This is a genomic window from Streptomyces sp. NPDC053750, from assembly GCF_044544295.1.
In the GTDB taxonomy this organism is placed as follows: domain Bacteria; phylum Actinomycetota; class Actinomycetes; order Streptomycetales; family Streptomycetaceae; genus Streptomyces.
On sequence record NZ_JBITXB010000006.1, the window covers coordinates 82287 to 104462 of the forward strand.

Sequence of the window (22176 nt, forward strand, 5' to 3'; positions counted from 1 at the left end):
CACGTACTGCGGGGTTGAAGTCGGGGCGGGGGTCACGGCAGCGCCTTGCGGGCGGTCGCGAACCGGGGGCGGTTGTTGAGGTCGGGGTGGTCGGCCGCGTCGGCCCAGCCCCGTTCCTCGGTGAAGATCCACGGCACCTGGCCGCCCTGGGTGTCGGCGTGCTCGACGACGACGACCCCGCCGGGGCGCAGCAGGCGGTGCGCGGTGCGTTCCAGGCCCCGGATCAGGTCGAGGCCGTCCTCGCCGGAGAACAGGGCCATCTGCGGATCGTGGTCCCTGGCCTCGGGGGCGACGTACTCCCACTCGGTGAGCGGGATGTACGGCGGGTTGGAGACCACCAGGTCGACCTGACCGTCGAGGTCCGGGAAGGCCGTCAGGGCGTCGCCCTGGCGCAGCTCGACCCTGGACCCCTCCATGTTCTTGCGCGTCCACACCAGGGCGTCCTCGGACAGCTCCACGGCGTACACGCGCGAGCGCGGCACCTCCTGGGCGAGCGCGAGCGCGATGGCGCCCGAGCCGGTGCACAGGTCGACGATGCACGGCTCGACGACGTCCATGGCGCGCACGGCGTCTATGGCCCAGCCGACGACCGACTCGGTCTCGGGGCGGGGCACGAAGACGCCGGGGCCGACCTGGAGCTCCAGGTAGCGGAAGTAGGCGCGGCCGGTGATGTGCTGGAGCGGCTCGCGCGCCTCGCGGCGGGCGACGACCTCCCAGTACCGGGCGTCGAAGTCCGCGTCCGGCACGGTGTGCAGCTCGCCCCGCTTGACGCCGTGCAGGTACGCGGCGAGCTCCTCCGCGTCGGTGCGCGGCGAGGGCACGCCGGCGTCGGCCAGCCGCTGGGTGGCCTGGGCCACCTCCATGAGCAGCAGGTTCACGCTGGTCCTCCGGGGCTGAGCTGTGGTCCGGTGCGGGTGGTGCGGCGGTGCTTTACGCGGCGGCGAGCTTGGCCGCCGAGTCCGCGTCGACGCAGGCCTGGATCACCGAGTCGAGGTCGCCGTCCAGGACCTGGTCCAGGTTGTACGCCTTGAAGCCGACGCGGTGGTCCGAGATGCGGTTCTCCGGGAAGTTGTACGTACGGATCTTCTCGGAGCGGTCGACGGTGCGGACCTGGCTGCGCCGGGCGTCCGCGGCCTCCTTCTCCGCCTCCTCCTGCGCCGCCGCGAGCAGCCTGGAGCGCAGGATACGCATCGCCTGCTCCTTGTTCTGCAGCTGGCTCTTCTCGTTCTGGCAGGAGGCGACGACTCCGGTCGGAATGTGCGTGATGCGCACGGCGGAGTCGGTGGTGTTGACGGACTGGCCGCCGGGGCCGGAGGACCGGTAGACGTCGATCCGCAGGTCGTTCGGGTTGATCTCGACGTCGATATCCTCGGCCTCGGGCGTGACGAGCACACCGGCCGCGGAGGTGTGGATACGGCCCTGGGACTCGGTCGCGGGCACCCGCTGCACGCGGTGCACGCCGCCCTCGTACTTCAGCCGCGCCCAGACGCCCTGGCCGGGCTCGGTGGCGCCCTGACCGCCCTTGGTCTTCACGGCGACCTGGACGTCCTTGTAGCCGCCCAGCTCGGACTCGGTGGAGTCGATGATCTCGGTCTTCCAGCCGATCCGCTCCGCGTAGCGCAGGTACATGCGCAGCAGGTCGCCGGCGAACAGGGCCGACTCGTCGCCGCCCGCGCCCGCCTTGATCTCCAGGATGACGTCCTTGTCGTCGCTGGGGTCGCGCGGGACGAGCAGGAGGCGGAGCTTCTCCGTGAGCTGCTCGCGCTGCTTGTCCAGCTCCTTGACCTCGGCGGCGAAGTCCGGGTCGGCGGCGGCGAACTCACGCGCGGTCTCGATGTCGTCGCCCGTCTGCTTCCAGGAGCGGTACGTGGCGACGATCGGGGTGAGCTCGGCGTACCGCTTGTTCAGCTTGCGCGCGTTCGCCTGGTCGGCGAAGACCGACGGGTCGGCGAGCTTCTTCTCCAGGTCGGCGTGCTCGGCGACGAGTTCCTCGACGGCCTCGAACATCTTGGGCTCCTGCTACTGCTTGGGAAGGGGAAGGCGGGCGACCAAAAACGCCGGTCCCGGGCGCTCCCCCGGCTGGGGTCGCGGCCGAGGACCGGCGATTGGGGGCTCGCTACTTCTTGGAGCCGGCGGCAGCCTTGCCGAAGCGGGCCTCGAAGCGGGCCACGCGGCCACCGGTGTCGAGGATCTTCTGCTTGCCCGTGTAGAACGGGTGGCACTCGGAGCAGACCTCGGCGCGGATGGTGCCGCTGTCGATGGTGCTGCGGGTGGTGAACGACGCGCCACAGGTGCAGCTGACCTGCGTCTCGACGTACTCGGGGTGGATGTCGCGCTTCAAGGTGTCTCCTAGGTTCGGGAGGGCGCCGGGTCGCTGCCGCGGGATGCGGGAGCGTGAACCGGGGCCGACGTACCAGTCTGCCAGGACTGGCGTCTTCTCCCAAAACCGGGGGCTGCCGTCATCTATTCCGGGGCGTTCACGACGCCCTTGGCCTCGCCCGTGGCCGTTCCCGCCGTGGCACTGTCCGGTATCGGCTGGTCGTTCTTCAGGGCCGTCCACACCTGATCGGCCTTGGCCTTCTCCAGGAGCACCCGGTTCGGGTCCGCGGGGTCGTAGATCACCGGCATCGTGACCATGTGCATGTTGTCCGGACCGATGCCCTTGAGGCCGGTCGCGAAGGACATCAGGGAGTTCACCGAGCCAAGGTCGGAGTCGGTGGTCACCGTCTTGGTGGCGGTGTCCGCGACGTCGTACAGCTTCTTGGGGTTGCCGAGCAGGCCGATGTCCTCGACCTGGTCGACCAGGGCCTTGACGAAGGCCTGCTGGAGCTGGATGCGGCCGAGGTCGGAGCCGTCCCCGACGCCGTGCCGGGTGCGGACCAGGCCGAGCGCCTGCTCGCCGTCGAGGGTGTGGGTGCCGGCCGGCAGGTCGAGGTGGCTGTCGGGGTCCTTGATGGCCTCGGTGGTGGTGACGTCGACGCCGCCGAGGTCGTCGACGAGCTGCTCGAAGCCGCTGAAGTCGACCTCCAGGTAGTGGTCCATGCGCAGACCGCTGATCGACTCGACGGTCTTCACCGCGCAGGCGGCGCCGCCGGTGGAGTAGGCGGAGTTGAACATCACGTCCTGCGCGGCGGGGTGCTCGTCGCCGTCGGTGTCGGTGCACTCGGGGCGGTCGATGAGGGTGTCGCGCGGGATGGAGACCACACTGGCCTTCTTGTGGCCCTGGTAGACGTGGACGACCATCGCCGTGTCGGAGCGGGCGGTGCCGTCGTCGGTGCCGCCGCCGAGCTCCTTGTTGCCGTCGGAGCGGGTGTCCGAGCCGAGGACCAGGATGTTCTGGGAGCCGTTGTCGGCCTTCTCGGGCCGGTCGGCGCCGAGGGCCTGGTCGATGTCGACGCTCTCGAGGTTCCCGTTGAGCTTGAAGTACAGGACCCCGGCGCCGGTGCCGCCCAGGACGACGACGCCCGCGGCGGTCCAGGCCATGACCAGCAGCGCCTTGCGCCGTCTGGCGGGGGGCCTGCGTCGGCGGCCCTTGCCCCGTTGGCGGGAGCCGGGCGTACGGGGCTCCCCGGGGCCGGGTATGGCGGGATCCGGCATGCTCTCGGCGGACATGTGCTCCTCGGTGTTCGTCCGGTCGGTTACCCCCTGCACTCGGGGTCGGGGCGCTCGGTTCCGGCGGTTTTCCACCGCTACCTCACCATGGTCCCTCCGTAGCGGGGACGGCGGAACTCGGGACAGGGTTGCACAGCGGTCTGTGCCCGACGCGTGGCGCGCTGGGCACGGAGAGTTGCGCGGGTGACCGCGAGATCCGCGGTCACCTGGGCTTTCGGCCGAAGGTGGCGTGGCCGCCGTACCCGCCGCCGATCTTCGCGGTTGTGGCGAAGATCGCGGTACCGGGCCTGGCCGGTGCCGCGGTACACGGCGAACGAAACAGGGCCGCCCCCGTCACCGGTGTGACGGGGGCGGCCCCGGGTGGTGCGAAGACCTCAGTCGCCGTTGCCGGGCGTCGGGGTCGTCTTCTGGATCTGCATCAGGAACTCGGCGTTCGACTTGGTCTGCTTCATCTTGTCGAGGAGCAGCTCGATCGCCTGCTGCTGGTCGAGGGCGTGCAGCACGCGGCGCAGCTTCCAGGTGATGGCGAGCTCGTCGCTGCCGAGCAGGATCTCTTCCTTGCGGGTGCCGGACGCGTCGACGTCCACCGCCGGGAAGATGCGCTTGTCGGCGAGCTTCCGGTCGAGCTTGAGCTCGGCGTTGCCGGTGCCCTTGAACTCCTCGAAGATGACCTCGTCCATGCGGGACCCGGTGTCCACCAGGGCGGTGGCGAGGATGGTCAGCGAGCCGCCGTCCTCGATGTTGCGGGCCGCGCCGAAGAAGCGCTTCGGCGGGTAGAGGGCGGTCGAGTCGACACCACCGGACAGGATGCGGCCGGAGGCCGGGGCGGCGAGGTTGTACGCACGGCCCAGACGGGTGATCGAGTCGAGCAGCACGACGACGTCGTGACCCAGCTCCACCAGGCGCTTGGCGCGCTCGATGGCGAGCTCGGCGACCGTGGTGTGGTCCTCGGCCGGGCGGTCGAAGGTCGAGGAGATGACCTCGCCCTTGACCGACCGCTGCATGTCGGTGACCTCTTCCGGACGCTCGTCGACCAGGACGACCATCAGGTGGCACTCGGGGTTGTTGTGCGTGATCGCGTTGGCGATCGCCTGCATGATCATGGTCTTGCCGGTCTTCGGCGGGGCCACGATCAGACCGCGCTGGCCCTTACCGATGGGCGCGACCAGGTCGATGATGCGGGTGGTGAGGACGCCCGGGTCCGTCTCCAGGCGGAGGCGGTCCTGCGGGTACAGCGGGGTGAGCTTGTTGAACTCCGGGCGGCCGCGGCCGTGTTCGGGCGCCATGCCGTTGACCGAGTCCAGGCGGACCAGCGCGTTGAACTTCTCGCGGCGCTCGCCCTCCTTGGGCTGGCGCACGGCACCGGTGAGGTGGTCGCCCTTGCGCAGGCCGTTCTTGCGGACCTGGGCGAGGGAGACGTACACGTCGTTCGGGCCGGGCAGGTAGCCGGAGGTCCGGATGAACGCGTAGTTGTCGAGGATGTCGAGGATGCCGGCGACCGGGATGAGGACGTCGTCCTCGTTGATCTGCGGCTCCTGGATCTCGTCGCGCCCGCGACGGCCCCGGCGGTCCCGGTAGCGGCCGCGACGGCCACGGCGGCCGCCCTCGAAGTCGTCGTCGTCCTGCTGCTGCTGCTGACGGTCCTGGCCGCCGCCCTGCTGCCGACGCTGCTGTCCGCCGCCCTGCTGCTGGTCGTCGCCCTTGCCCCGACGGTCGCGTCCGCGGTCGCCGCGGTCGCCCCGGTCACGGTCGCGGTCGCCGCGGTCACGGCGGTCGCGGCGGCGGCCCTCGCCGCCCTCGCCGTCGGAGCGGGCGTCGCCCTGGCCCTGCTGCTGGCCCTGCGTCTGCTGCTGGGCCGACGGCTCGGCCTTCGGCTCGCTACGGGTCTCGACGGCCACCGTCTCGGCGGCGCCGGACGGGCTGCCCGCGTCGGCGGTGGCGCGGCGACGACGGCGCTCGGAGGGAGCGTCGTCACCGGCACCGGCCTGGTCGGCCGAGGGGGAGACCTTGGGGGACGGCTGGCCGGGGATCTCGATCTGCTGCTGGGCGGCGGCCTTGTCGGCGGCTGCCTTGCCGGTCTTCTTCTCGGCCTTCTCGGCCTTCTCGGCCTTCACCGCCTTCTCGGCGGGGGCCTCGTCGCCCGTACGGGCCCGGGAGGTGCTGCGGCGCTTCGGCTTGGTCTCGCCGGCGGCGTCCGCGGCCTTGGCCGGGGCGCCCCCCGCGGCCTGCGCCTCCTTGATGACCTCGATCAGCTGGCTCTTGCGCATACGCGCGGTGCCCCTGATGCCGAGGCCGGATGCGACCTGCTGCAGCTCGGCCAGCACCATGCCCTCGAGGCCGGTACCGCGGCGCCGCCGGGAGCCGGCACCGGTGGCAGGCGCGGAGGCGTCCGTGGCGGGCGCGGCAGCGGTCTCCTCGACACGTGCGCCCATCAGATCGGTGGTGTCGCTCACGAAGGGTCCTTCCCTGGAGCGGACGTCGGCCTGTCTGGCTCGGCGACCGGTTGTGCTGTCCGGCTTCGGTCCTTGCTGTGTGAACCGTGCCGGGGCGGTGGTCCGCCTGAACGGCGGAAGAGATATCTGGTGATGGCGCTTCCCCTGGCCGTGGCACCCAGTGTCTGTGTCATGCGGCCTGGTCGCACCGGTTCCGAAGCGTGCCCGGCGGGCCGCTCAGTGTCCGTGTCGGCCGTACTGATCACGTACGACGTCCACCACACAATGCGGCTTGGGGAGCTCCCGGAAGAATGTCTGTCCCGGACGGGGACACGAGGCACCTCGCCATGGTGGGGTCGGGTGCAGACTTGAGATTAACACTACCGGATCCAACAAACATTCCCCCTCTCGAAATCCGGCAACCGCCCGCGTCTAAATGTCGCCGGAGGTGGCCAGAGGCAGCACGCTCGCGCCCTGCTGGTCCAGGCTCAGCCGGTTGGCCGCCCAGTCCGTTCCGGCCAGCGCCTCGACCTTGTCGGCCGTGTCGGCGTCGGCCAGTGCCATCACCGTGGGTCCCGCGCCGGAGATCACCGCGGGGATGCCGTCGGCGCGCAGCCGCTCCACCAGCGTCGCGCTCTCCGGCATGGCCGGGGCGCGGTACTCCTGGTGCAGACGGTCCTCGGTGGCCGGCAGCAGCAGCTCGGGGCGCCTGGTCAGGGCCTCGACGAGCAGCGCGGCCCGGCCGGCGTTGGCGGCGGCGTCGACGTGCGGCACGGTGCGCGGGAGGAGGCCGCGGGCGGTCTCCGTCAGTACCGGCTTTCCGGGCACGAAAACCACCGGAACGATGGAATCGGCAGGGTCCATCCTGATCGCCCGGGCGGCGCCGGCCTCCATCCAGGACAGGGTGAAACCGCCCAGCAGACAGGCCGCCACATTGTCGGGGTGGCCCTCGATCTCGGTGGCGAGGTCGAGCAGCGCGGCGTCGTCGAGGCGGGCCTCGCCGCCTATGGTCACCGCGCGCGCGGCGACGATGCCGGCGCAGATGGCGGCGGAGGAGGAGCCGAGGCCGCGGCCGTGCGGGATGCGGTTGGCGCAGACGATCTCCAGGCCGCGCGGCTGTCCGCCGAGGAGGTCGAAGGCGGTGCGCAGGGAGCGGACGAGCAGGTGCTTCTCGTCGCGGGGCAGCGTGTCGCTGCCCTCCCCCGCGATGTCGATGTGCAGCCCGGAGTCGGCCACCCGGACGACCACGTCGTCGTACAAGCCCAGCGCGAGGCCGAGGGCGTCGAAGCCCGGGCCGAGGTTGGCGCTGGTGGCGGGGACGCGCACCCTGACGGCGGCGGCGCGGAACGCTGGACCGGCCATCGCTTGATGACTCTCCTTGAGCTGCGTGAGTGGTCGAAGTGGCTTGTCGAATGACATTCGATGACGTACGGAACCCTCGGTGGCCGCCGCTGCCGGCGCGGCTGGCGGCATATGCGGCAGGCGGGTTCGCGTACAGCCTATCGAAGGAAGGTTCAGTGGCGACATAGGGCGCACAGGAGGCGCACGATGCGTGTCGTAAGCCCCCTGTGCACCCCCCATGAATGACTTTCCCGGCCGGGCGTCGCTTACGCCCTCGTACGCCGGTGGGAGTGGCGCGGACTCAGACCAGGCCGAGCCGCTCGGCCGCCGTCGCCGCGTCGACCGGGACGGTGACCGGCTGCGGCGCTCCGGCGACGGCCCAGTCCGGGTCCTTCAGACCGTTGCCGGTGACGGTGCACACGATGCGCTGGCCCGGGTCGACCTTGCCCTGCTCGGCCGCCTTCAGCAGACCGGCCACCGACGCGGCGGAGGCGGGCTCGACGAAGACGCCCTCCTGGGAGGCCAACAGCCGGTAGGCGCGCAGGATCTCACGGTCCGTCACCTCGTCGATGGCGCCGCCCGACTCGTCCCGCGCGGCGAGCGCGAAGTCCCACGAGGCGGGGTTGCCGATGCGGATGGCGGTGGCGATGGTCGACGGGTCCTTGACGACCTCGCCGCGCACGATCGGGGCGCTGCCGGAGGCCTGGAACCCCCACATGCGCGGCCTCTTCGTGCTGACACCGTCGGCGGCGTACTCCTTGTACCCCTTCCAGTACGCGGTGATGTTGCCCGCGTTGCCGACCGGCAGGACGTGGACGTCGGGGGCGTCGCCGAGCATGTCCACGATCTCGAAGGCGGCCGTCTTCTGCCCTTCTATACGCACCGGGTTGACCGAATTGACCAGCGCCACGGGGTAGTTGTCGCTCAGCGCACGCGCGAGCGTGAGGCAGTCGTCGAAGTTGCCGTCGACCTGGAGGATCTTCGCGCCGTGCACGAGGGCCTGGCCCATCTTGCCGAGCGCGATCTTGCCCTGCGGCACGAGGACGGCGGACACCATCCCGGCACGCACGCCGTACGCGGCGGCGGAGGCCGAGGTGTTGCCGGTGGACGCGCAGATGACGGCCTGCGCACCCTCCTCCTTGGCCTTGCTGATGGCCATGGTCATACCGCGGTCCTTGAAGGACCCGGTCGGGTTCGCACCCTCCACCTTGAGGTGGACCTCGCAGCCCGTGCGCTCGGAGAGCACCTGCGCGGGCACGAGCGGCGTGCCGCCCTCACGGAGCGTCACGACGGGCGTGCTGTCGGAGACGGGCAGCCGGTCCCGGTACTCCTCGATGATTCCGCGCCACTGGTGGGTCATTGCTGGTTACTCTCCTTCAACCCGCATGATGCTGGCGACACCCCGCACGGTGTCGAGCTTGCGCAGCGCCTCGACCGTACCGCCGAGGGCGGCGTCGGACGCACGGTGGGTGACGACGACGAGGGAGGCCTCGCCGTCCTTGCCGGACTGCCGCACGGTGTCGATGGAGACACCGTGCTCCGCGAACACGGTCGCGACCTGGGCGAGCACGCCCGGTTTGTCGGCCACGTCGAGGCTGATGTGGTAGCGCGTGACGACGTCGCCCATCGGCGAGACGGGCAGCGCTGCGTACGCGGACTCGCCGGGTCCGGTCGCGCCGCCGATCCGGTTGCGGCAGACGGCGACGAGGTCGCCGAGCACGGCGGACGCGGTCGGGGAGCCGCCGGCGCCGGGCCCGTAGAACATGAGCTGTCCGGCGGCGTCGGACTCGACGAACACGGCGTTGTAGGCGCCGCGCACGTTCGCCAGCGGATGGCTGAGCGGGATCATCGCGGGGTGCACTCGCGCGGTGACGGAGCCGCCGTCGGCCGCCCGCTCGCAGATGGCGAGCAGCTTGATGGTGCAGCCCATCTCCTTGGCGGAGGCGAAGTCGGCGGCGGTGACCTCGGTCATGCCCTCGCGGTAGACGTCGTCGAGGCGCACGCGCGTGTGGAAGGCGATCCCGGCGAGGATGGCGGCCTTGGCGGCGGCGTCGAAGCCTTCGACGTCGGCGGTCGGGTCGGCCTCGGCGTACCCGAGGGCGGTGGCCTCGTCGAGCGCTTCCTGATAGCCGGCGCCAGTCGTGTCCATGGCGTCGAGGATGAAGTTCGTCGTCCCGTTGACGATGCCGAGCACCCGGTTGACCTTGTCGCCGGCGAGGGACTCGCGCAGCGGCCGGATCAGCGGGATGGCACCGGCGACGGCGGCCTCGTAGTAGAGGTCCTTGCCGTTCGCGTCCGCCGCGGCGTGCAGCGCGGCGCCGTCCTGGGCGAGGAGCGCCTTGTTCGCGGACACGACGGACGCACCGTGCTCGAAGGCGGTGGTGATGAGGGTGCGGGCGGGCTCGATCCCGCCGATGACCTCGACGACGACGTCGAGGTCCCCGCGTTTGACCAGGGCGGTGGCGTCGGTGGTGACGAGGGCGGGGTCGATCCCTTCCCGTACCTTGTCGGGCCGTCGCACGGCGACACCGGCGAGCTCCACCGGTGCCCCGATCCGGGCGGCGAGGTCGTCGGCGTGCGTCGTCATGATGCGCGCCACCTCTGAGCCGACCACTCCACAGCCCAGCAGCGCCACCTTCAGCGGACGCGTACGCATCATCCGACCTCGTTTCCTCATACCGTCTACGGTTCGACCAGTCTCACGCACCGGACGGGATTTTCTGCCTTTCGTCCGGATGGTGAGACCTTTATTTCATTTTCGCAGGGGCGGAAGACGAAAGATCTTCCGCCCGGCTGCCGGCCCGGGCTCGTCGCCCGCCGGGGTTCATCCGACGTCGAGGCGCAGCAGGTCGTCCTCGGTCTCGCGCCGGACGATGACCCGCGCCTCCCCGTCCCGCACGGCGACGACGGGCGGGCGCAGCACGTGGTTGTAGTTGCTGGCCATGGACCGGCAGTACGCCCCGGTGGCGGGTACGGCGATGAGGTCACCGGGCGCCAGGTCGCCCGGCAGGAAGGCGTCCTTCACCACGATGTCACCACTCTCGCAGTGCTTGCCGACCACCCGCACGAGCATGGACTCGGCGTCGGAGGTCCGGGAGACGAGGACGACGCTGTACTCGGCGTCGTAGAGCGCGGTGCGGATGTTGTCCGACATGCCGCCGTCGACGGAGACGTAGGTACGCAGCCCGTCGAGGGGCTTGACGGTGCCGACCTCGTAGAGCGTGAAGGCGGTGGGCCCGACGATGGCGCGCCCCGGCTCGACGGAGATACGAGGCGTACGCAGCTTCGCGCTCTCGCACTCCCGCGTGACGATCTCGGTGAGCGCCTTGGCGATCTCGTGCGGCTCACGGGGGTCGTCGTCGCTGGTGTACGCGATCCCGAGCCCGCCGCCCAGGTCGATCTCGGGCAGCTCGACCCCGTGCTCGTCCCGGATGTCCTTCAGCAGCCCGACGACCCGGTGCGCGGCGACCTCGAACCCCGACATGTCGAAGATCTGCGACCCGATGTGGGAGTGGATCCCGATGAGCTCGAGCCCGTCCAGCTGCAGCGCCCGCCGCACGGCTTCCGCCGCCTGCCCGCCGGCGAGCGGGATCCCGAACTTCTGGTCCTCGTGCGCCGTGGCGATGAATTCGTGCGTGTGGGCCTCGACCCCGACGGTGATACGGATCTGCACGCGCTGCCGCTTGCCGAGGGACTGGGCGATGTGGGCGACGCGGACGATCTCCTGGAAGGAGTCGAGCACGATCCGCCCGACCCCGGCGCGCACGGCGCGCTCGATCTCCTGCGGCGACTTGTTGTTGCCGTGGAAGGCGATCCGGTCGGCGGGCATCCCGGCGGAGAGCGCGGTGGCGAGCTCACCGCCCGAGCACACGTCCAGGTTCAGCCCCTCCTCGTCCAGCCACCGCACGACGGCGCGCGACAGGAAGGCCTTGCCCGCGTAGAAGACGTCGGCGTCCGCGCCGAATGCGGTACGCCAGGCCCGCGCCCGGGCCCGGAAGTCGGCCTCGTCGAGGACGTAGGCGGGGGTGCCGTACTCCTCGGCGAGCTGCGTGACGGGGATCTGGCCGACGGTGACGACGCCGTCCGCGTTCCGGTCGACGGTCTGCGCCCAGACCTTGGGGTCGAGGGCGTTGAGGTCCGCGGGAGGAGCGGCGTAGTGCCCCTCGGGGAGAACATCGGCGTGACGGGGCCCGGCGGGGTGGGCGGAACGGCTCATGGCGTCTTCTGCGCTCTCTCAGAGATGGTCGGGTGCGTCGATGCCGAGGAGGGTCAGGCCGCCGGCCAGCACCGCCCCGACGGCTTCGGCGAGGGCCAGCCGGGCGCGGTGGGCGGCCGAGGGTTTCTCCGCGCCGCGCGGCAGCACGGTGGGCAGGAGGGGCAGCGCGGCATCGGCGACGGTGACGAGGTGCCGGGCGAGTCGGTCGGGGGCGCGGTGCGCCGCGGCGGCGGCGAGGACGCGGGGGTGGTCGCCGAGGGCGGCGAGGAGGTCCTGCGCCGTACCGGTCACGGGCCCGGGTTCGGCGACGAAGCCGAGGTCGGTGGCGTTGCGCGAGAGGGCGCGGGTGCGGGCGTGGGCGTACCGCACGCGGAAGAGGGGGTTGCTCTCCCGCTGGACGAGGTGCTCGTCGCCGGTGCGGGGCCGGTCGTGGGGCGCGGGGTGGAGCAGGGCCCAGCGGGCGGCGTCACGACCGAGCCGGAGGGGGTCGGGATCGCCGGGGGCGGGGACGGGCCGGATGGTGACGGGCAGCTCCGCGGGCGCCGGCCCGACCACGTCGACGCGTACGCCGAGGACGGCGGCCCACTCCGGGTCGAAGCCCTCGGCGCTGGTACGCACGAGGGCGCCCTGGGAGCGCAGGATCCGCGCGGCGGCCTCCGCGACGACGACCGCACGCAGGTCATGCGGACAGTGCAGCTGCACGATCCGCCCGTCGGGCCCCTCCGCGTACCCGTACCGGGGACCGCGGCGAAGAATCTCCTCGACGAGGGCGGCGGGAGCGGCGCTCTGGAGGCTGATGTTGATGAATCCGGGCCCGGTGAGGACGACGTCGGAGATCCCGTCGACGGCGACGAGATAGGGCCGCAGCACCTCGGCCACGCGACGGGGCGGCTGCCCGGCCGGCTTGGCGAGCTGGAGGGCGATGTTGGTGGCGTAGTCACCGCACCCCCCGGGCCCCGGCGGGGTGACCACGGCCCGCGCAGGAACGCTCACACCGAGCTCACCCGCGTCGACAGCGCGACGCACCGCGTGCAGCACGGTGCGAGAGAGCTCTACGGGGGTCACGGGTCAAGCGTAGGGGAGGAGGGGGGTGGGTAGGCGAACAGGTTTGAGGCTCATCCCGGGATGTGGACGCAAACCCTGTTCGGCCGGTGACCGCTCACCGACCCAGCAGGATCACGGTCCGATCACCCGGCCGACTAGGCCTGAGCGGGCGACTCCCGCTCCCCGGCCCTGCCCCCGAACACCCCCCGACACGACCCCACGCCCCTATCCCCCACATCCTTCCGCTCCACCAACTGCCGCACCAGCGCGACCAGTTCCGCGGGCTCGAAGGGCTTGCCCAGGAAGGCGTCGGCCCCTGCTTCGAACCCGGCGTCGACCTCGTACGGCGTACAGGCACTGACCATGGCGATGGGAAGATCCCGCGTACGCGGATCGGCACGCAGTCGGGCAGCGGTCTTCACCCCGTCCAGCCGAGGCATGACCACGTCGAGGGTGACAGCGTCGGGCCGCACCTGATGGACGACTTCCAGACACTCGGCACCGTCGGCCGCGGTCACGACCTCGAAGCCCTCCAGCTCGAGATTGACCCTGATCAACTGCCGGATGACCTTGTTGTCGTCCACAACAAGAACCCGGCCAGACGCCCTAGGCACCACTCGAGAGTAGGTGGAGACCGGCCACCGCGTCCGGGTTTTCCCCACTTCCACCCCGCGCGGGGGAGGAAGGCCACCGCGCGTGACGCCACGGCGCCGGGGCAGGCGCGGCACGGCCCGCGAAAACCCGTTCATGACCACCCCGGGCAAGCTGGTAGTGTTCTACCCGTCGCCGCGAGCAACACCCACCGCGACCGACACGCCCCCGTAGCTCAGGGGATAGAGCAACGGCCTCCGGAGCCGTGTGCGCAGGTTCGAATCCTGCCGGGGGCACCCTGTGTAAGTGTGCCCTAGACCCCGTCACCAGCGGAAACGCTGATGCCGGGGTCTTCGCGTATGTGCAGGTGCGTGCCGCCCGTACTCCCAACCTCGCCGTCTCGTGCTGACGCCTCCGCTCCCCAGTCCCACAGGGCTTGGAGGACAGGGCCGAGGCGGTGGCCACTCGGGGTGAGCGCGTAGCGCACTCGCGGTGGCCAGCCCGGTCGGCGGTCCCGCTCGACGACTCCGGCCTCGACCAGCTGGGCCAGCCGGTCGGACAGCACCTTGTCCGACAACATGGGCAGGGCCGCTCGCAGCTCGCTGTAGGAGCGATCGTCACGCAGCAGTTCGCGAACCACCAGCGTCGTCCAGCGGCCGTGCAGTGCCGCCAGTGTGATCTCCACCGGGCACTCGGGGGTGGGTGCGGTGACGTTCGCGCGCGGGTCGTCGGGGAGCCCTGCCGGGTGACCAACCGTTCGGTGAGTCACGAGATCGCCTCCTAACGTGTGGGGCACTTCGATTCTCCCGGCCCGGAAGGACGTCTGTCGATCATGCGAACCTTGGCCGATCGGCCCGAAGAGGTGCCCGCGGTGTTCGCCGAGCGGTTCAACAGCGGTGACCCCGACGCGTTGGCGCAGGTCTACGAGGACGCGGCCGTGCTGGTCCCGCAGCCGGGAGCACCGGCGACCGGTCCGGAACTGCGCGCCGCCAACGGTCGCCTGCAGAGGCTCGGAGTTCCCATCTCGGTCCGTCCTCGGCACGTGTATCGCAACGGAGATCTGGCGCTGCTGATAGTCGACTGGGTCATCGACGGGACCGACCCGGAGGGACGGCCTGTGCACGTCGAGGGCACTGCCACCGACGTCGTCCGACGGGGACCGGACGGCCGTTGGCGGTACGTCATCGACAACCCTTTCGGACCCGCGCACAGCGAAGTGCCGGTCGATCGTGGGCGCGAAGACCTCGATGTTCTTGACGGAGGCGACCTTCAGCCCGATGCGGACCGCCTCTCCTGAACGGACGCCGGCAGGCGGCGAGTGGGTGCGGTCCGGGGTCGTCAGCCGTGCCAGGTCGTTCGGATTCGGGGGGCCTGGGCCCTGCCCTGGCGCAGGCCCTCCCGGGTCGCGGCCGGGATGCGGGTGGCGTCCAGGGGGTTGCGGCCGAAGGCGCGGCGGGCTGCCCGGTCGGGGGTCAGGAGGGTGGCGCGGATGCCGCGCGAGGTGAGGGACCGTACCTGGCTCTCCGCGCTCGGGCTCGCTCCCGCGCCCTTGGGGATCGGGGCCAGTACGACGACCCGTGCGCAGTCGTCGACCAGGTCGGCGTTGGTCGTGGAGCGTACGCCGCCGTCCATCCAGCGGCCCCCGCCTATGGTGACCGGCGGAAAGAGGGGTGGCAGTGCGCACGTGGCCGACATGGCGTGCAGCAGGTCGACGCCGTCGGTGGCGCTGAAGGCGGTCGGTTCGCCGGTGAGGGCGTCGACTGCGAAGAGTCGTACGGTCGTCCTTTCCGGCCAGTCCTGGACGGGGATGTGGGGACCTATGGCTTCCAGGACCGCGGTCTCCGGGACGTCCCGTACGGAGAGTGCGAGGCGGCCGAGGCGCTTGACCACCGTCTTCGGGTCGCGTGATCCCAGCGCGGCCCACAGGTACCTGACCGTCATGGCGAGGGGGAAGTCGACCTCCAGCATGGCCCTGGTGCGGTTGATCTGCTCCGCGTACAGGTCGGCCGGGGCCGAGCCCTTGGCCAGGTCCAGTGCCAGCAGTGAGCCGGCCGACGTGCCGGCGAGGACGTCGGCGTCGCCGAGGTCCACTCCGGCGTCGGCCAGTCCGGCGAGTACGCCGACCTGCCAGCCGTAGGCGGTCAGGCCGCCCCCGCCCAGTACCAGCGCCTTGTCCGGCACGTCCACCCCTCCCCTGTAATGGGGACCACTCCCCGGTTTGCTGCCGAGTGCGACGCTAGCAGCTAAGTGGGGAGTGGTCCACGTTTGGGTGCGGGCCTGGCGGCGGTCACTTCATGCGAGTGCCAGGACCGTCCTCACCACCTGGCGCAGCATCGACTCCGGGTCCGGGGCCGGGCCCGGGGAGCGCCACGCCACGAAGCCGTCGGGGCGGATCAGGACCGCGCCGCCGCGGGTCACTCCATGGGCCTTCGCCCAGTCGGTGGCGTCGTCCTCGGGGGTCAGGTCGGCCTCCGGGGTCGCGCCCACGCGGTACGACTTCAGCGGGACGCACAGGTCGGAGGCCAGGTGTGTCGCCGCCTCGTGCCAGCCGGTCGGCTGTGCCGCGTCGCTGAGCAGGACCAGGGAGTCCTCATAGAGGTCCAGGGTGGAGATGCGGGCGGTGGTGTCGTCGTCGTCCCTGCGGAGCCAGAGGTGGGGGGCCCTGCTGCCGGGGGCGCCGGTGAGGTCGAGGCTCTCCGGGACGACCGGTACGCCCGGGTCGGCGCCGACGACCGCGCCCTGGGGGTAGCGGTAGCCGAGGGCGACGTTGAGGATGCCGCGCTGCGGGCCGCCGGCCCCTGGGCCACCGCCGGGAGCGCCGGTTGGCCTGCCGCCCGGAGCGCCACCGGGTCGGCCGTCAGGGCCGCCAGCGGGGCGACCGCCGGGGCCGGCACCAGGTCCGGCACCCGGCGCACCACCAGGAGCGCCGCCAGGGGCACCACCGGGAGGTCCACCGGGGCCACCCCCGGGGGCGCCCCCAGGCGCCTCGCCGCCGAGCCCCGGCGGTGGGGCGAAGCCCGGGTGGCTGTGTTCCACCGAGCGGTGGGCGGCTCGGGCGCTGGTGGCCTCGGCTACCGGGCGGCGCTCCAGGTCGTAGGTGTCCAGGAGGCCTTCGCCCGCCCAGCCCTCCAGGACCGCCGCCAGTTTCCAGGCGAGGTTGTGGGCGTCCTGGATGCCGGTGTTGGAGCCGAACGCGCCGGTGGGGGACATCTCGTGGGCCGAGTCGCCGGCGAGGAGGACGCGGCCGGAGCGGTAGCTGCGGGCGACGCGCTGGGCGGCGTGCCAGGGGGCCTTGCCGGTGATCTCGACGTCGAGGTCCGGGTCGCCGATCGCCCGGCGGATGTGGGCGGCGCAGCGCTCGTCGGTGAAGTCCTCGACGGTTTCGCCGTGTTCGGGGTGCCAGGGGGCGTGGAAGACCCAGTTCTCCACGTTGTCCACGGGGAGCAGGGCGCCGTCGGCGTCCTCACTGGTCAGGTAGCAGACGATGAAGCGGCGGTCGCCCACGACGTCGGCGAGGCGGCGGGAGCGGAAGGTGATGCTGATGTTGTGGAAGAGGTCACCGGGGCCGCTCTGGCCGATGCCGAGCTGCTCGCGGACGGGGCTGCGGGGGCCGTCGGCGGCCACCAGGTAGTCCGCGCGGATCGTGGTGTGCTCGCCGGTGTCCCGGCTCTTCACGATCGCCGTGACACCGTCGGGGTCGGTCTCGAACGAGAGCATTTCCGTGCCGAAGCGCAGGTCGCCGCCGAGGTTCACGGCGTGGTTGAGGAGTTCCGGCTCCAGGTCGTTCTGGCTGCACAGGCACCATGAGCTGGGGCTGAAGCGGGCCAGTCCGTTGCCCGGGTCGATCTGCTTGAAGAGCCACTCCCCCGCGTCGCCGACCAGCGTGGGCGTCTGCAGGATGCCGTGGTTCTCGGCCAGCGTGGCGGCTGCCCGGCGGATGTCCGGCTCGGTGCCGGCCACCCGGAAGAGCTCCATCGTGCGGACGTTGTTGCCCCGTCCGCGGGGGTGGATGGAGGTGCCCGCGTGACGCTCCACCAGGGTGTGCCGGACGCCAAGTCGGCCCAGGAACACCGAGGTTGACAGGCCTACCAGGGAACCTCCGACGATCAGTACGGGAACGCGGTGGACTCCCGGTTCCGATCGATCGGCTCTTTCGTTCATCGCTCGTGCTCCAATCCTTCGTGCTGCGGCTCCCGTGACAGGTGGCTCCCGTGACAGGTGTGTGCCGGGGCCTTCATGCATGCCCCGTGCGGCCCGATGAGGCCCGCGGCGGCGCAGGCTTCACCCGCTTAACCCGCCTGGTTCGCGGTCCCCGCGGGCACGGCCCACGATCGTGCTTACGCGACCGCCGCGCCCCGCCGACCACGGCGCGCGACGTGACGATCGCTCCCCAGTCCACGAGGAAGTTCCCCGAGAAGAGGTGGGCCGGATGACGGTCTCTCCCGTCGTAACGACGGATGACGTGTCGGCGGATGCCCTGTCCATGGACGCCAGGGCGGCGTCGGCCGCCGTGGCGGCGGACGCGGGCTGCGTGTCGATATCCGCGTTCGACGGATCGCGCGTACGGGTCGTCCTGATGCTCGACATCCACGACGGAATGCAGCAGGAATTCCTGGACGCCTACGAGCGCATCCGTGACCGGGTCGCCGCCGTGCCGGGACACGTCAGCGACCAACTGTGCCAGTCCCTGGAGAACCCCACCCAGTGGCTCCTCACCAGCGAGTGGGAGAGCGCGGCACCCTTCCTGTCCTGGGTCAACAGCGACGAGCACCTGGACACCGTCGAGCCGCTGCAGGACTGTGTCCGCGACACCCGCTCCCTGCGCTACAGCGTCCTGCGGGAGACCCTCGGCGAACAGGAGCCGTCCGTTCCGGCCGGCCGGTCGCTGCGGTCCGCTCCCCGGATCGGGAGCAACGTCGTCCGGCACGCCCTGACCTTCACGGTGCGGCCGGGCAGCGAGGACGAGGTCGCCCGGCTGCTGTCCGACTACACGTCACCCGATGCCCATGTCAACGACTCCACCCGGCTGTTGCGCACCTCGCTCTTCCTGTACGGCAACCGGGTCGTGCGGGCCGTCGAGGTACGGGGCGACCTGCAGGCCGCGCTGCGCCACGTCGCCCGGCAGCCCGGGGTGCGGGCCGTCGAGGAGGCTCTCAACCCGTATCTGGAGCAGGACCGGGATCTTCGCGATCCGCACTCCGCCCGGCGGTTCTTCACCCGGGCCGCCATGCCGGCCGTCCACCACATGACGTCCGGCGCCGCCACGGACGCGCGCCTGGAGAGAGTCGCGCTGTTCTATCCCGTCCGGACCGGCGCCGGTCCGGAACTGGCCCGGCTGCTGGCGCGTCAGGACGCGGCCGCCGCGCACGCGGTGGACAGTCCGGTCCTCGCCGCCACCGTCTTCCACCGGGACGACCTCGTCGTACGACTGGTGGACGTGGCCGGTGATCCGGGCGACGCGCCCGGGTTCGTCCTGGGCCTGCACGGGTCCGCCGACGCCCGGGAGGGCTCCGGAGCCACCGGAGCCACTGGGGCCACTGGGGCCGCGGGCGTCGCGGTGGCCGAGCGGCTGCTGGACACGGCCGCCGTCGGCGTCGACGGGTCCCTGAGGGACGCCCGGACGTTGTCCGCGCTGCTCGCACGGACCCGTATGACGCCCCTGACCGACCGGCGCTCGACCGGCTCCTGAACCGCGGGGTCCGGGCCGCGCGTCCGGACCCGCGGGCGGGGACGACGGGCACGACGGAGTGTCCCCACCCGCCATCGGCCATCGGCCATCCGAGTGGCCTCGCCCCACCCCCGGTCCCCCGTCCCCGTCCCCGTCCCCCGTCCCTTGTCCCTTCCTGTCCTGCTCCCCCGCCCCTCCTCCCCCTTGCCTCCCGTCACCCCCGGAGTGAACGACATGACAGACCAGCAGGTACGCATCGTCTCCCTCGGCGACATCGCGCCGAACCGCCGCCGTGGCGGAGACCTCCGCGCCCTCCTCACGCCCACCACCGCCGGGTCGACCAGCGGCTTCATGGGCGTGGCCATCGTGCAGCCCGGCGACCGCATCGCCGAGCACTACCACCCGTACTCCGAGGAGTTCGTGTACGTCACCGACGGCGCGCTCGAGGTGGACCTGAACGGTGCCCCGCACTCGCTCTCCGTCGGGCAGGGTCTGCTGATCCCGCAGGACATGCGCCACCGGTTCCGCAACGTGGGTGACGTCGAGGCACGTCTCGTCTTCCACCTCGGGCCGCTGGCCCCGCGTCCGGAGCTCGGCCACGTCGACACGGAGGACGCGGCGGGCAACGCCCTGACCGCCGACCGGAGCCACGCGGTGGACGGACGTCCCGCCGCCGCGGCCGAGGCGGTGTCATGAACCGGCGTCGGGTCGCCGTCACGGGCATAGGCGTCGTCGCCCCGGGTGGGATCGGCGTGCCCCAGTTCTGGGGCCTGCTGTCCGAAGGCCGTACGGCGACGCGCCGCATCTCCCTCTTCGACCCGTCCGGGCTGCGTTCGCAGATCGCCGCCGAGTGCGACTTCGAACCGTCCGAGCACGGGCTGGACCTCGCCACGGTCCAGCGCAGCGACCGGTACGTGCAGTTCGCGCTCGTCGCCGCCGCCGAGGCGGTGCGGGACGCGCACCTCGACATGGCGCGCGAGGACCCGTGGCGGGCCGGCGCCACACTCGGCACGGCGGTCGGCGGCACGACCCGGCTGGAGCACGACTACGTCCTGGTCAGCGAGCGCGGCGCCCGCTGGGACGTCGACGACCGGCGGGCCGAACCGCACCTGGAGCGGGCCTTCACCCCGGCGACACTGTCGTCGGCCGTGGCCGAGGAGTTCGGCGTCCACGGCCCCGTGCAGACGGTGTCCACCGGGTGCACGTCCGGCCTGGACGCGGTGGGGTACGCCTATCACGCGGTCGCCGAGGGACGCATGGACGTGTGCCTGGCGGGCGCGGCGGACTCACCGATCTCGCCGATCACCATGGCCTGCTTCGACGCCATCAAGGCGACCTCGCCGAACAACGACGACCCCGCGCACGCGTCCCGGCCCTTCGACGCCGAACGCAACGGATTCGTCATGGGCGAGGGCGCCGCGGTGCTCGTCCTGGAGGACCTGGAGCACGCCCGGGCCCGTGGTGCGCACGTGTACTGCGAGATCTCCGGCTACGCGACCTTCGGCAACGCGTACCACATGACCGGGCTCACCAAGGAGGGCCTGGAGATGGCGCGGGCCATCGACACGGCGCTCGACATGGCCCGACTGGACGGCTCCGCCATCGACTACGTCAACGCGCACGGCTCCGGCACCCAGCAGAACGACCGGCACGAGACGGCGGCCGTCAAGCGCTCGCTGGGCGAGCACGCCTACGCGACGCCGATGAGCTCGATCAAGTCCATGGTGGGCCACTCGCTGGGTGCGATCGGCTCGATCGAGCTGGCCGCGTGTGTGCTGGCGATGGCCCACCAGGTGGTGCCGCCGACGGCCAACTACACGACCCCCGACCCCGAGTGCGACCTGGACTACGTGCCGCGTGAGGCACGGGAGCGGAAGCTGCGGCACGTGCTGTCGGTGGGCAGCGGTTTCGGCGGTTTCCAGTCCGCGGTCGTCCTCAGCGGCTGCGAAGGAGGGCTGCGATGAGCGGACCACAACGGACCGGACGCATCGATGAGGACACAGTCAGGCGCGCGGTCGTCACCGGGATCGGTGTGGTGTCGCCGCACGGCATCGGGGCCGAGGCGTTCTGGAAGGCGGTCGCGGACGGCACCAGCAGCCTCGGGCCCGTCACCCGGGAGGGCTGCGAACACATGCCCCTGCGGGTCGCGGGCGAGGTGCGCGGCTTCGACGCGGCCGAGACGGTCGAGGACCGTTTCCTCGTCCAGACCGACCGGTTCACCCACTTCGCCCTGGCCGCCGCCCATCTGGCCCTGACGGACGCCCGGTTCGGCCGTGCCGACGTCGAGTCGCCGTACTCGGTCGGGGTCGTCACCGCCGCGAGTTCGGGCGGCGGCGAGTTCGGGCAGCGGGAGCTGCAGAAACTGTGGGGTCAGGGGGAGCGGTACGTCGGCCCGTACCAGTCGATCGCCTGGTTCTACGCGGCCAGCACCGGCCAGATCTCCATCCGCAACGACTTCAAGGGTCCCTGCGGTGTGGTGGCCGCCGACGAGGCGGGCGGTCTGGACGCCCTGGCCCACGCGGCGCTGGCCGTGCGGGGCGGTACCGACACGGTGGTCTGCGGCGCGACGGAGGCGCCGCTGGCTCCGTACTCGATCGTCTGCCAGCTGGGCTATCCCGAACTGAGCCGCGCCACCGAGCCCGACCGCGCCTACCGTCCGTTCACCGGCGCCGCCTGCGGCTTCACGCCGGCCGAGGGCGGTGCCGTGCTCGTGGTGGAGGAGGAGAGGGCGGCCCGGGACCGCGGGGCGGACGTACGGGCGACGGTGGCCGGGCATGCGGCGACCTTCACCGGCCCCGGCCGCTGGGACCGGTCCCGGGCCGGGCTGGCCCGTGCCATCGAGGGCGCGCTGGCCGAGGCGGGCTGCCGGCCCGAGGACGTGGACGTGGTGTTCGCGGACGCCCTCGGTGTCCCGGAGGCGGACCGGGCCGAGGCGCTGGCGCTCGCCGACGCGCTCGGCCCGCACGCCCGGCGGGTGCCGGTCACCGCGCCCAAGACCGGCACCGGGCGGGCGTACTGCGCGGCGCCGGTCCTGGACGTGGCGACCGCGGTGCTCGCCATGGAGCACGGGCTGATCCCGCCCACGCCGCACGTGTTCGACGTCTGCCACGACCTGGACGTGGTGGCCGGGCGGGCCCGTCCCGCCCAGGTGCGTACGGCGCTGGTCCTCAGCCGCGGGCTCATGGGTTCCAACTCGGCGCTCGTCCTGCGGCAGGGCGCCCCGTCCGCGGACGGATGACCGATGACCGACCGACCCGACCGACCCGATCGGC

19 protein-coding genes and 1 tRNA gene are annotated in these 22176 nt (G+C 71.8%); 6 read left to right on the plus strand and 14 right to left on the minus strand.

The window, feature by feature from the left end; translation table 11 throughout:
- Positions 1-32 precede the first annotated feature (32 nt).
- The 11 genes from prmC to ACIGO6_RS18695 form a co-directional block, all read right to left on the minus strand.
- On the minus strand, positions 33-878 hold the full coding sequence (gene prmC / locus ACIGO6_RS18645) for a peptide chain release factor N(5)-glutamine methyltransferase (protein WP_399877234.1): 846 nt from the start codon (positions 876-878) through the stop codon (positions 33-35).
- Positions 879-930: 52 nt separating this feature from the next.
- The gene (gene prfA, locus ACIGO6_RS18650; protein ID WP_399877237.1) at positions 931-2007 is read right to left on the minus strand and encodes a peptide chain release factor 1; all 1077 of its coding nucleotides are present in this window, start codon (positions 2005-2007) and stop codon (positions 931-933) included.
- A 109-nt stretch (positions 2008-2116) separates the two neighbouring features.
- Positions 2117-2341, minus strand: coding sequence for a 50S ribosomal protein L31 (rpmE, locus tag ACIGO6_RS18655; protein WP_018571447.1), 225 nt, complete (start codon positions 2339-2341; stop codon positions 2117-2119).
- A 122-nt stretch (positions 2342-2463) separates the two neighbouring features.
- Positions 2464-3612 (minus strand): LCP family protein, encoded by a 1149-nt coding sequence (locus ACIGO6_RS18660; protein WP_399877240.1) that lies wholly within the window; start codon positions 3610-3612, stop codon positions 2464-2466.
- A gap of 374 nt (positions 3613-3986) precedes the next feature.
- Complete coding sequence (gene rho / locus ACIGO6_RS18665) at positions 3987-6065, minus strand: transcription termination factor Rho (protein WP_399877243.1); 2079 nt, start codon at positions 6063-6065, stop codon at positions 3987-3989.
- 411 nt (positions 6066-6476) lie between these two features.
- On the minus strand, positions 6477-7406 hold the full coding sequence (gene thrB / locus ACIGO6_RS18670; protein ID WP_399877246.1) for a homoserine kinase: 930 nt from the start codon (positions 7404-7406) through the stop codon (positions 6477-6479).
- A gap of 280 nt (positions 7407-7686) precedes the next feature.
- Positions 7687-8745, minus strand: a complete 1059-nt coding sequence (gene thrC / locus ACIGO6_RS18675) for a threonine synthase (protein WP_399877249.1) — start codon at positions 8743-8745, stop codon at positions 7687-7689.
- 6 nt (positions 8746-8751) lie between these two features.
- Positions 8752-10044 carry a homoserine dehydrogenase gene (locus ACIGO6_RS18680; protein ID WP_399877251.1) on the minus strand — a complete coding sequence of 431 codons (1293 nt, stop codon included), beginning with the start codon at positions 10042-10044 and terminating at the stop codon, positions 8752-8754.
- 165 nt (positions 10045-10209) lie between these two features.
- On the minus strand, positions 10210-11601 hold the full coding sequence (gene lysA / locus ACIGO6_RS18685; protein ID WP_399877253.1) for a diaminopimelate decarboxylase: 1392 nt from the start codon (positions 11599-11601) through the stop codon (positions 10210-10212).
- 18 nt (positions 11602-11619) lie between these two features.
- Complete coding sequence (nrtL, locus tag ACIGO6_RS18690) at positions 11620-12666, minus strand: ArgS-related anticodon-binding protein NrtL (RefSeq protein WP_399877256.1); 1047 nt, start codon at positions 12664-12666, stop codon at positions 11620-11622.
- 134 nt (positions 12667-12800) lie between these two features.
- A complete protein-coding gene (locus ACIGO6_RS18695) occupies positions 12801-13307 on the minus strand; it encodes a response regulator (RefSeq protein ID WP_399878169.1) in 507 nt (168 codons plus the stop codon).
- A 153-nt stretch (positions 13308-13460) separates the two neighbouring features.
- Between ACIGO6_RS18695 and ACIGO6_RS18700 the strand changes: the two genes are divergently transcribed.
- Positions 13461-13532, plus strand: a tRNA-Arg gene (locus tag ACIGO6_RS18700).
- A 17-nt stretch (positions 13533-13549) separates the two neighbouring features.
- Here ACIGO6_RS18700 and ACIGO6_RS18705 read toward each other — a convergent pair.
- Positions 13550-14005: a winged helix-turn-helix transcriptional regulator gene (locus ACIGO6_RS18705; protein WP_399877258.1), complete on the minus strand. Its 456-nt coding sequence runs from the start codon at positions 14003-14005 to the stop codon at positions 13550-13552.
- Between the two features lie 18 nt (positions 14006-14023).
- Between ACIGO6_RS18705 and ACIGO6_RS18710 the strand changes: the two genes are divergently transcribed.
- Positions 14024-14533 carry a YybH family protein gene (locus tag ACIGO6_RS18710; protein WP_399877261.1) on the plus strand — a complete coding sequence of 170 codons (510 nt, stop codon included), beginning with the start codon at positions 14024-14026 and terminating at the stop codon, positions 14531-14533.
- 41 nt (positions 14534-14574) lie between these two features.
- Here ACIGO6_RS18710 and ACIGO6_RS18715 read toward each other — a convergent pair whose 3' ends face one another.
- Together ACIGO6_RS18715 and ACIGO6_RS18720 are read right to left on the minus strand one after the other, a co-directional pair.
- Complete coding sequence (locus tag ACIGO6_RS18715) at positions 14575-15417, minus strand: patatin-like phospholipase family protein (protein ID WP_399877263.1); 843 nt, start codon at positions 15415-15417, stop codon at positions 14575-14577.
- Between the two features lie 111 nt (positions 15418-15528).
- A complete protein-coding gene (locus tag ACIGO6_RS18720; protein ID WP_399877265.1) occupies positions 15529-17397 on the minus strand; it encodes an FAD-dependent oxidoreductase in 1869 nt (622 codons plus the stop codon).
- Between the two features lie 268 nt (positions 17398-17665).
- On the opposite strand from ACIGO6_RS18720, the gene ACIGO6_RS18725 reads away from it, so the two are divergent.
- The 4 genes from ACIGO6_RS18725 to ACIGO6_RS18740 all read left to right on the plus strand — a co-directional run bounded on the left by ACIGO6_RS18725 (position 17666) and on the right by ACIGO6_RS18740 (position 22142).
- Positions 17666-18925 (plus strand): SchA/CurD-like domain-containing protein, encoded by a 1260-nt coding sequence (locus tag ACIGO6_RS18725; protein ID WP_399877267.1) that lies wholly within the window; start codon positions 17666-17668, stop codon positions 18923-18925.
- Between the two features lie 213 nt (positions 18926-19138).
- Entirely contained in the window at positions 19139-19600 is a 462-nt protein-coding gene (locus tag ACIGO6_RS18730; RefSeq protein ID WP_399877269.1) for a cupin domain-containing protein, read from the plus strand.
- Entirely contained in the window at positions 19597-20868 is a 1272-nt protein-coding gene (locus ACIGO6_RS18735) for a beta-ketoacyl-[acyl-carrier-protein] synthase family protein (RefSeq protein ID WP_399877270.1), read from the plus strand. The genes ACIGO6_RS18730 and ACIGO6_RS18735 overlap by 4 nt, the downstream gene beginning before the upstream one ends.
- A complete protein-coding gene (locus ACIGO6_RS18740) occupies positions 20865-22142 on the plus strand; it encodes a ketosynthase chain-length factor (RefSeq protein WP_399877272.1) in 1278 nt (425 codons plus the stop codon). Before ACIGO6_RS18735 ends, ACIGO6_RS18740 begins: the two co-directional genes overlap by 4 nt.
- Positions 22143-22176 lie beyond the last annotated feature (34 nt).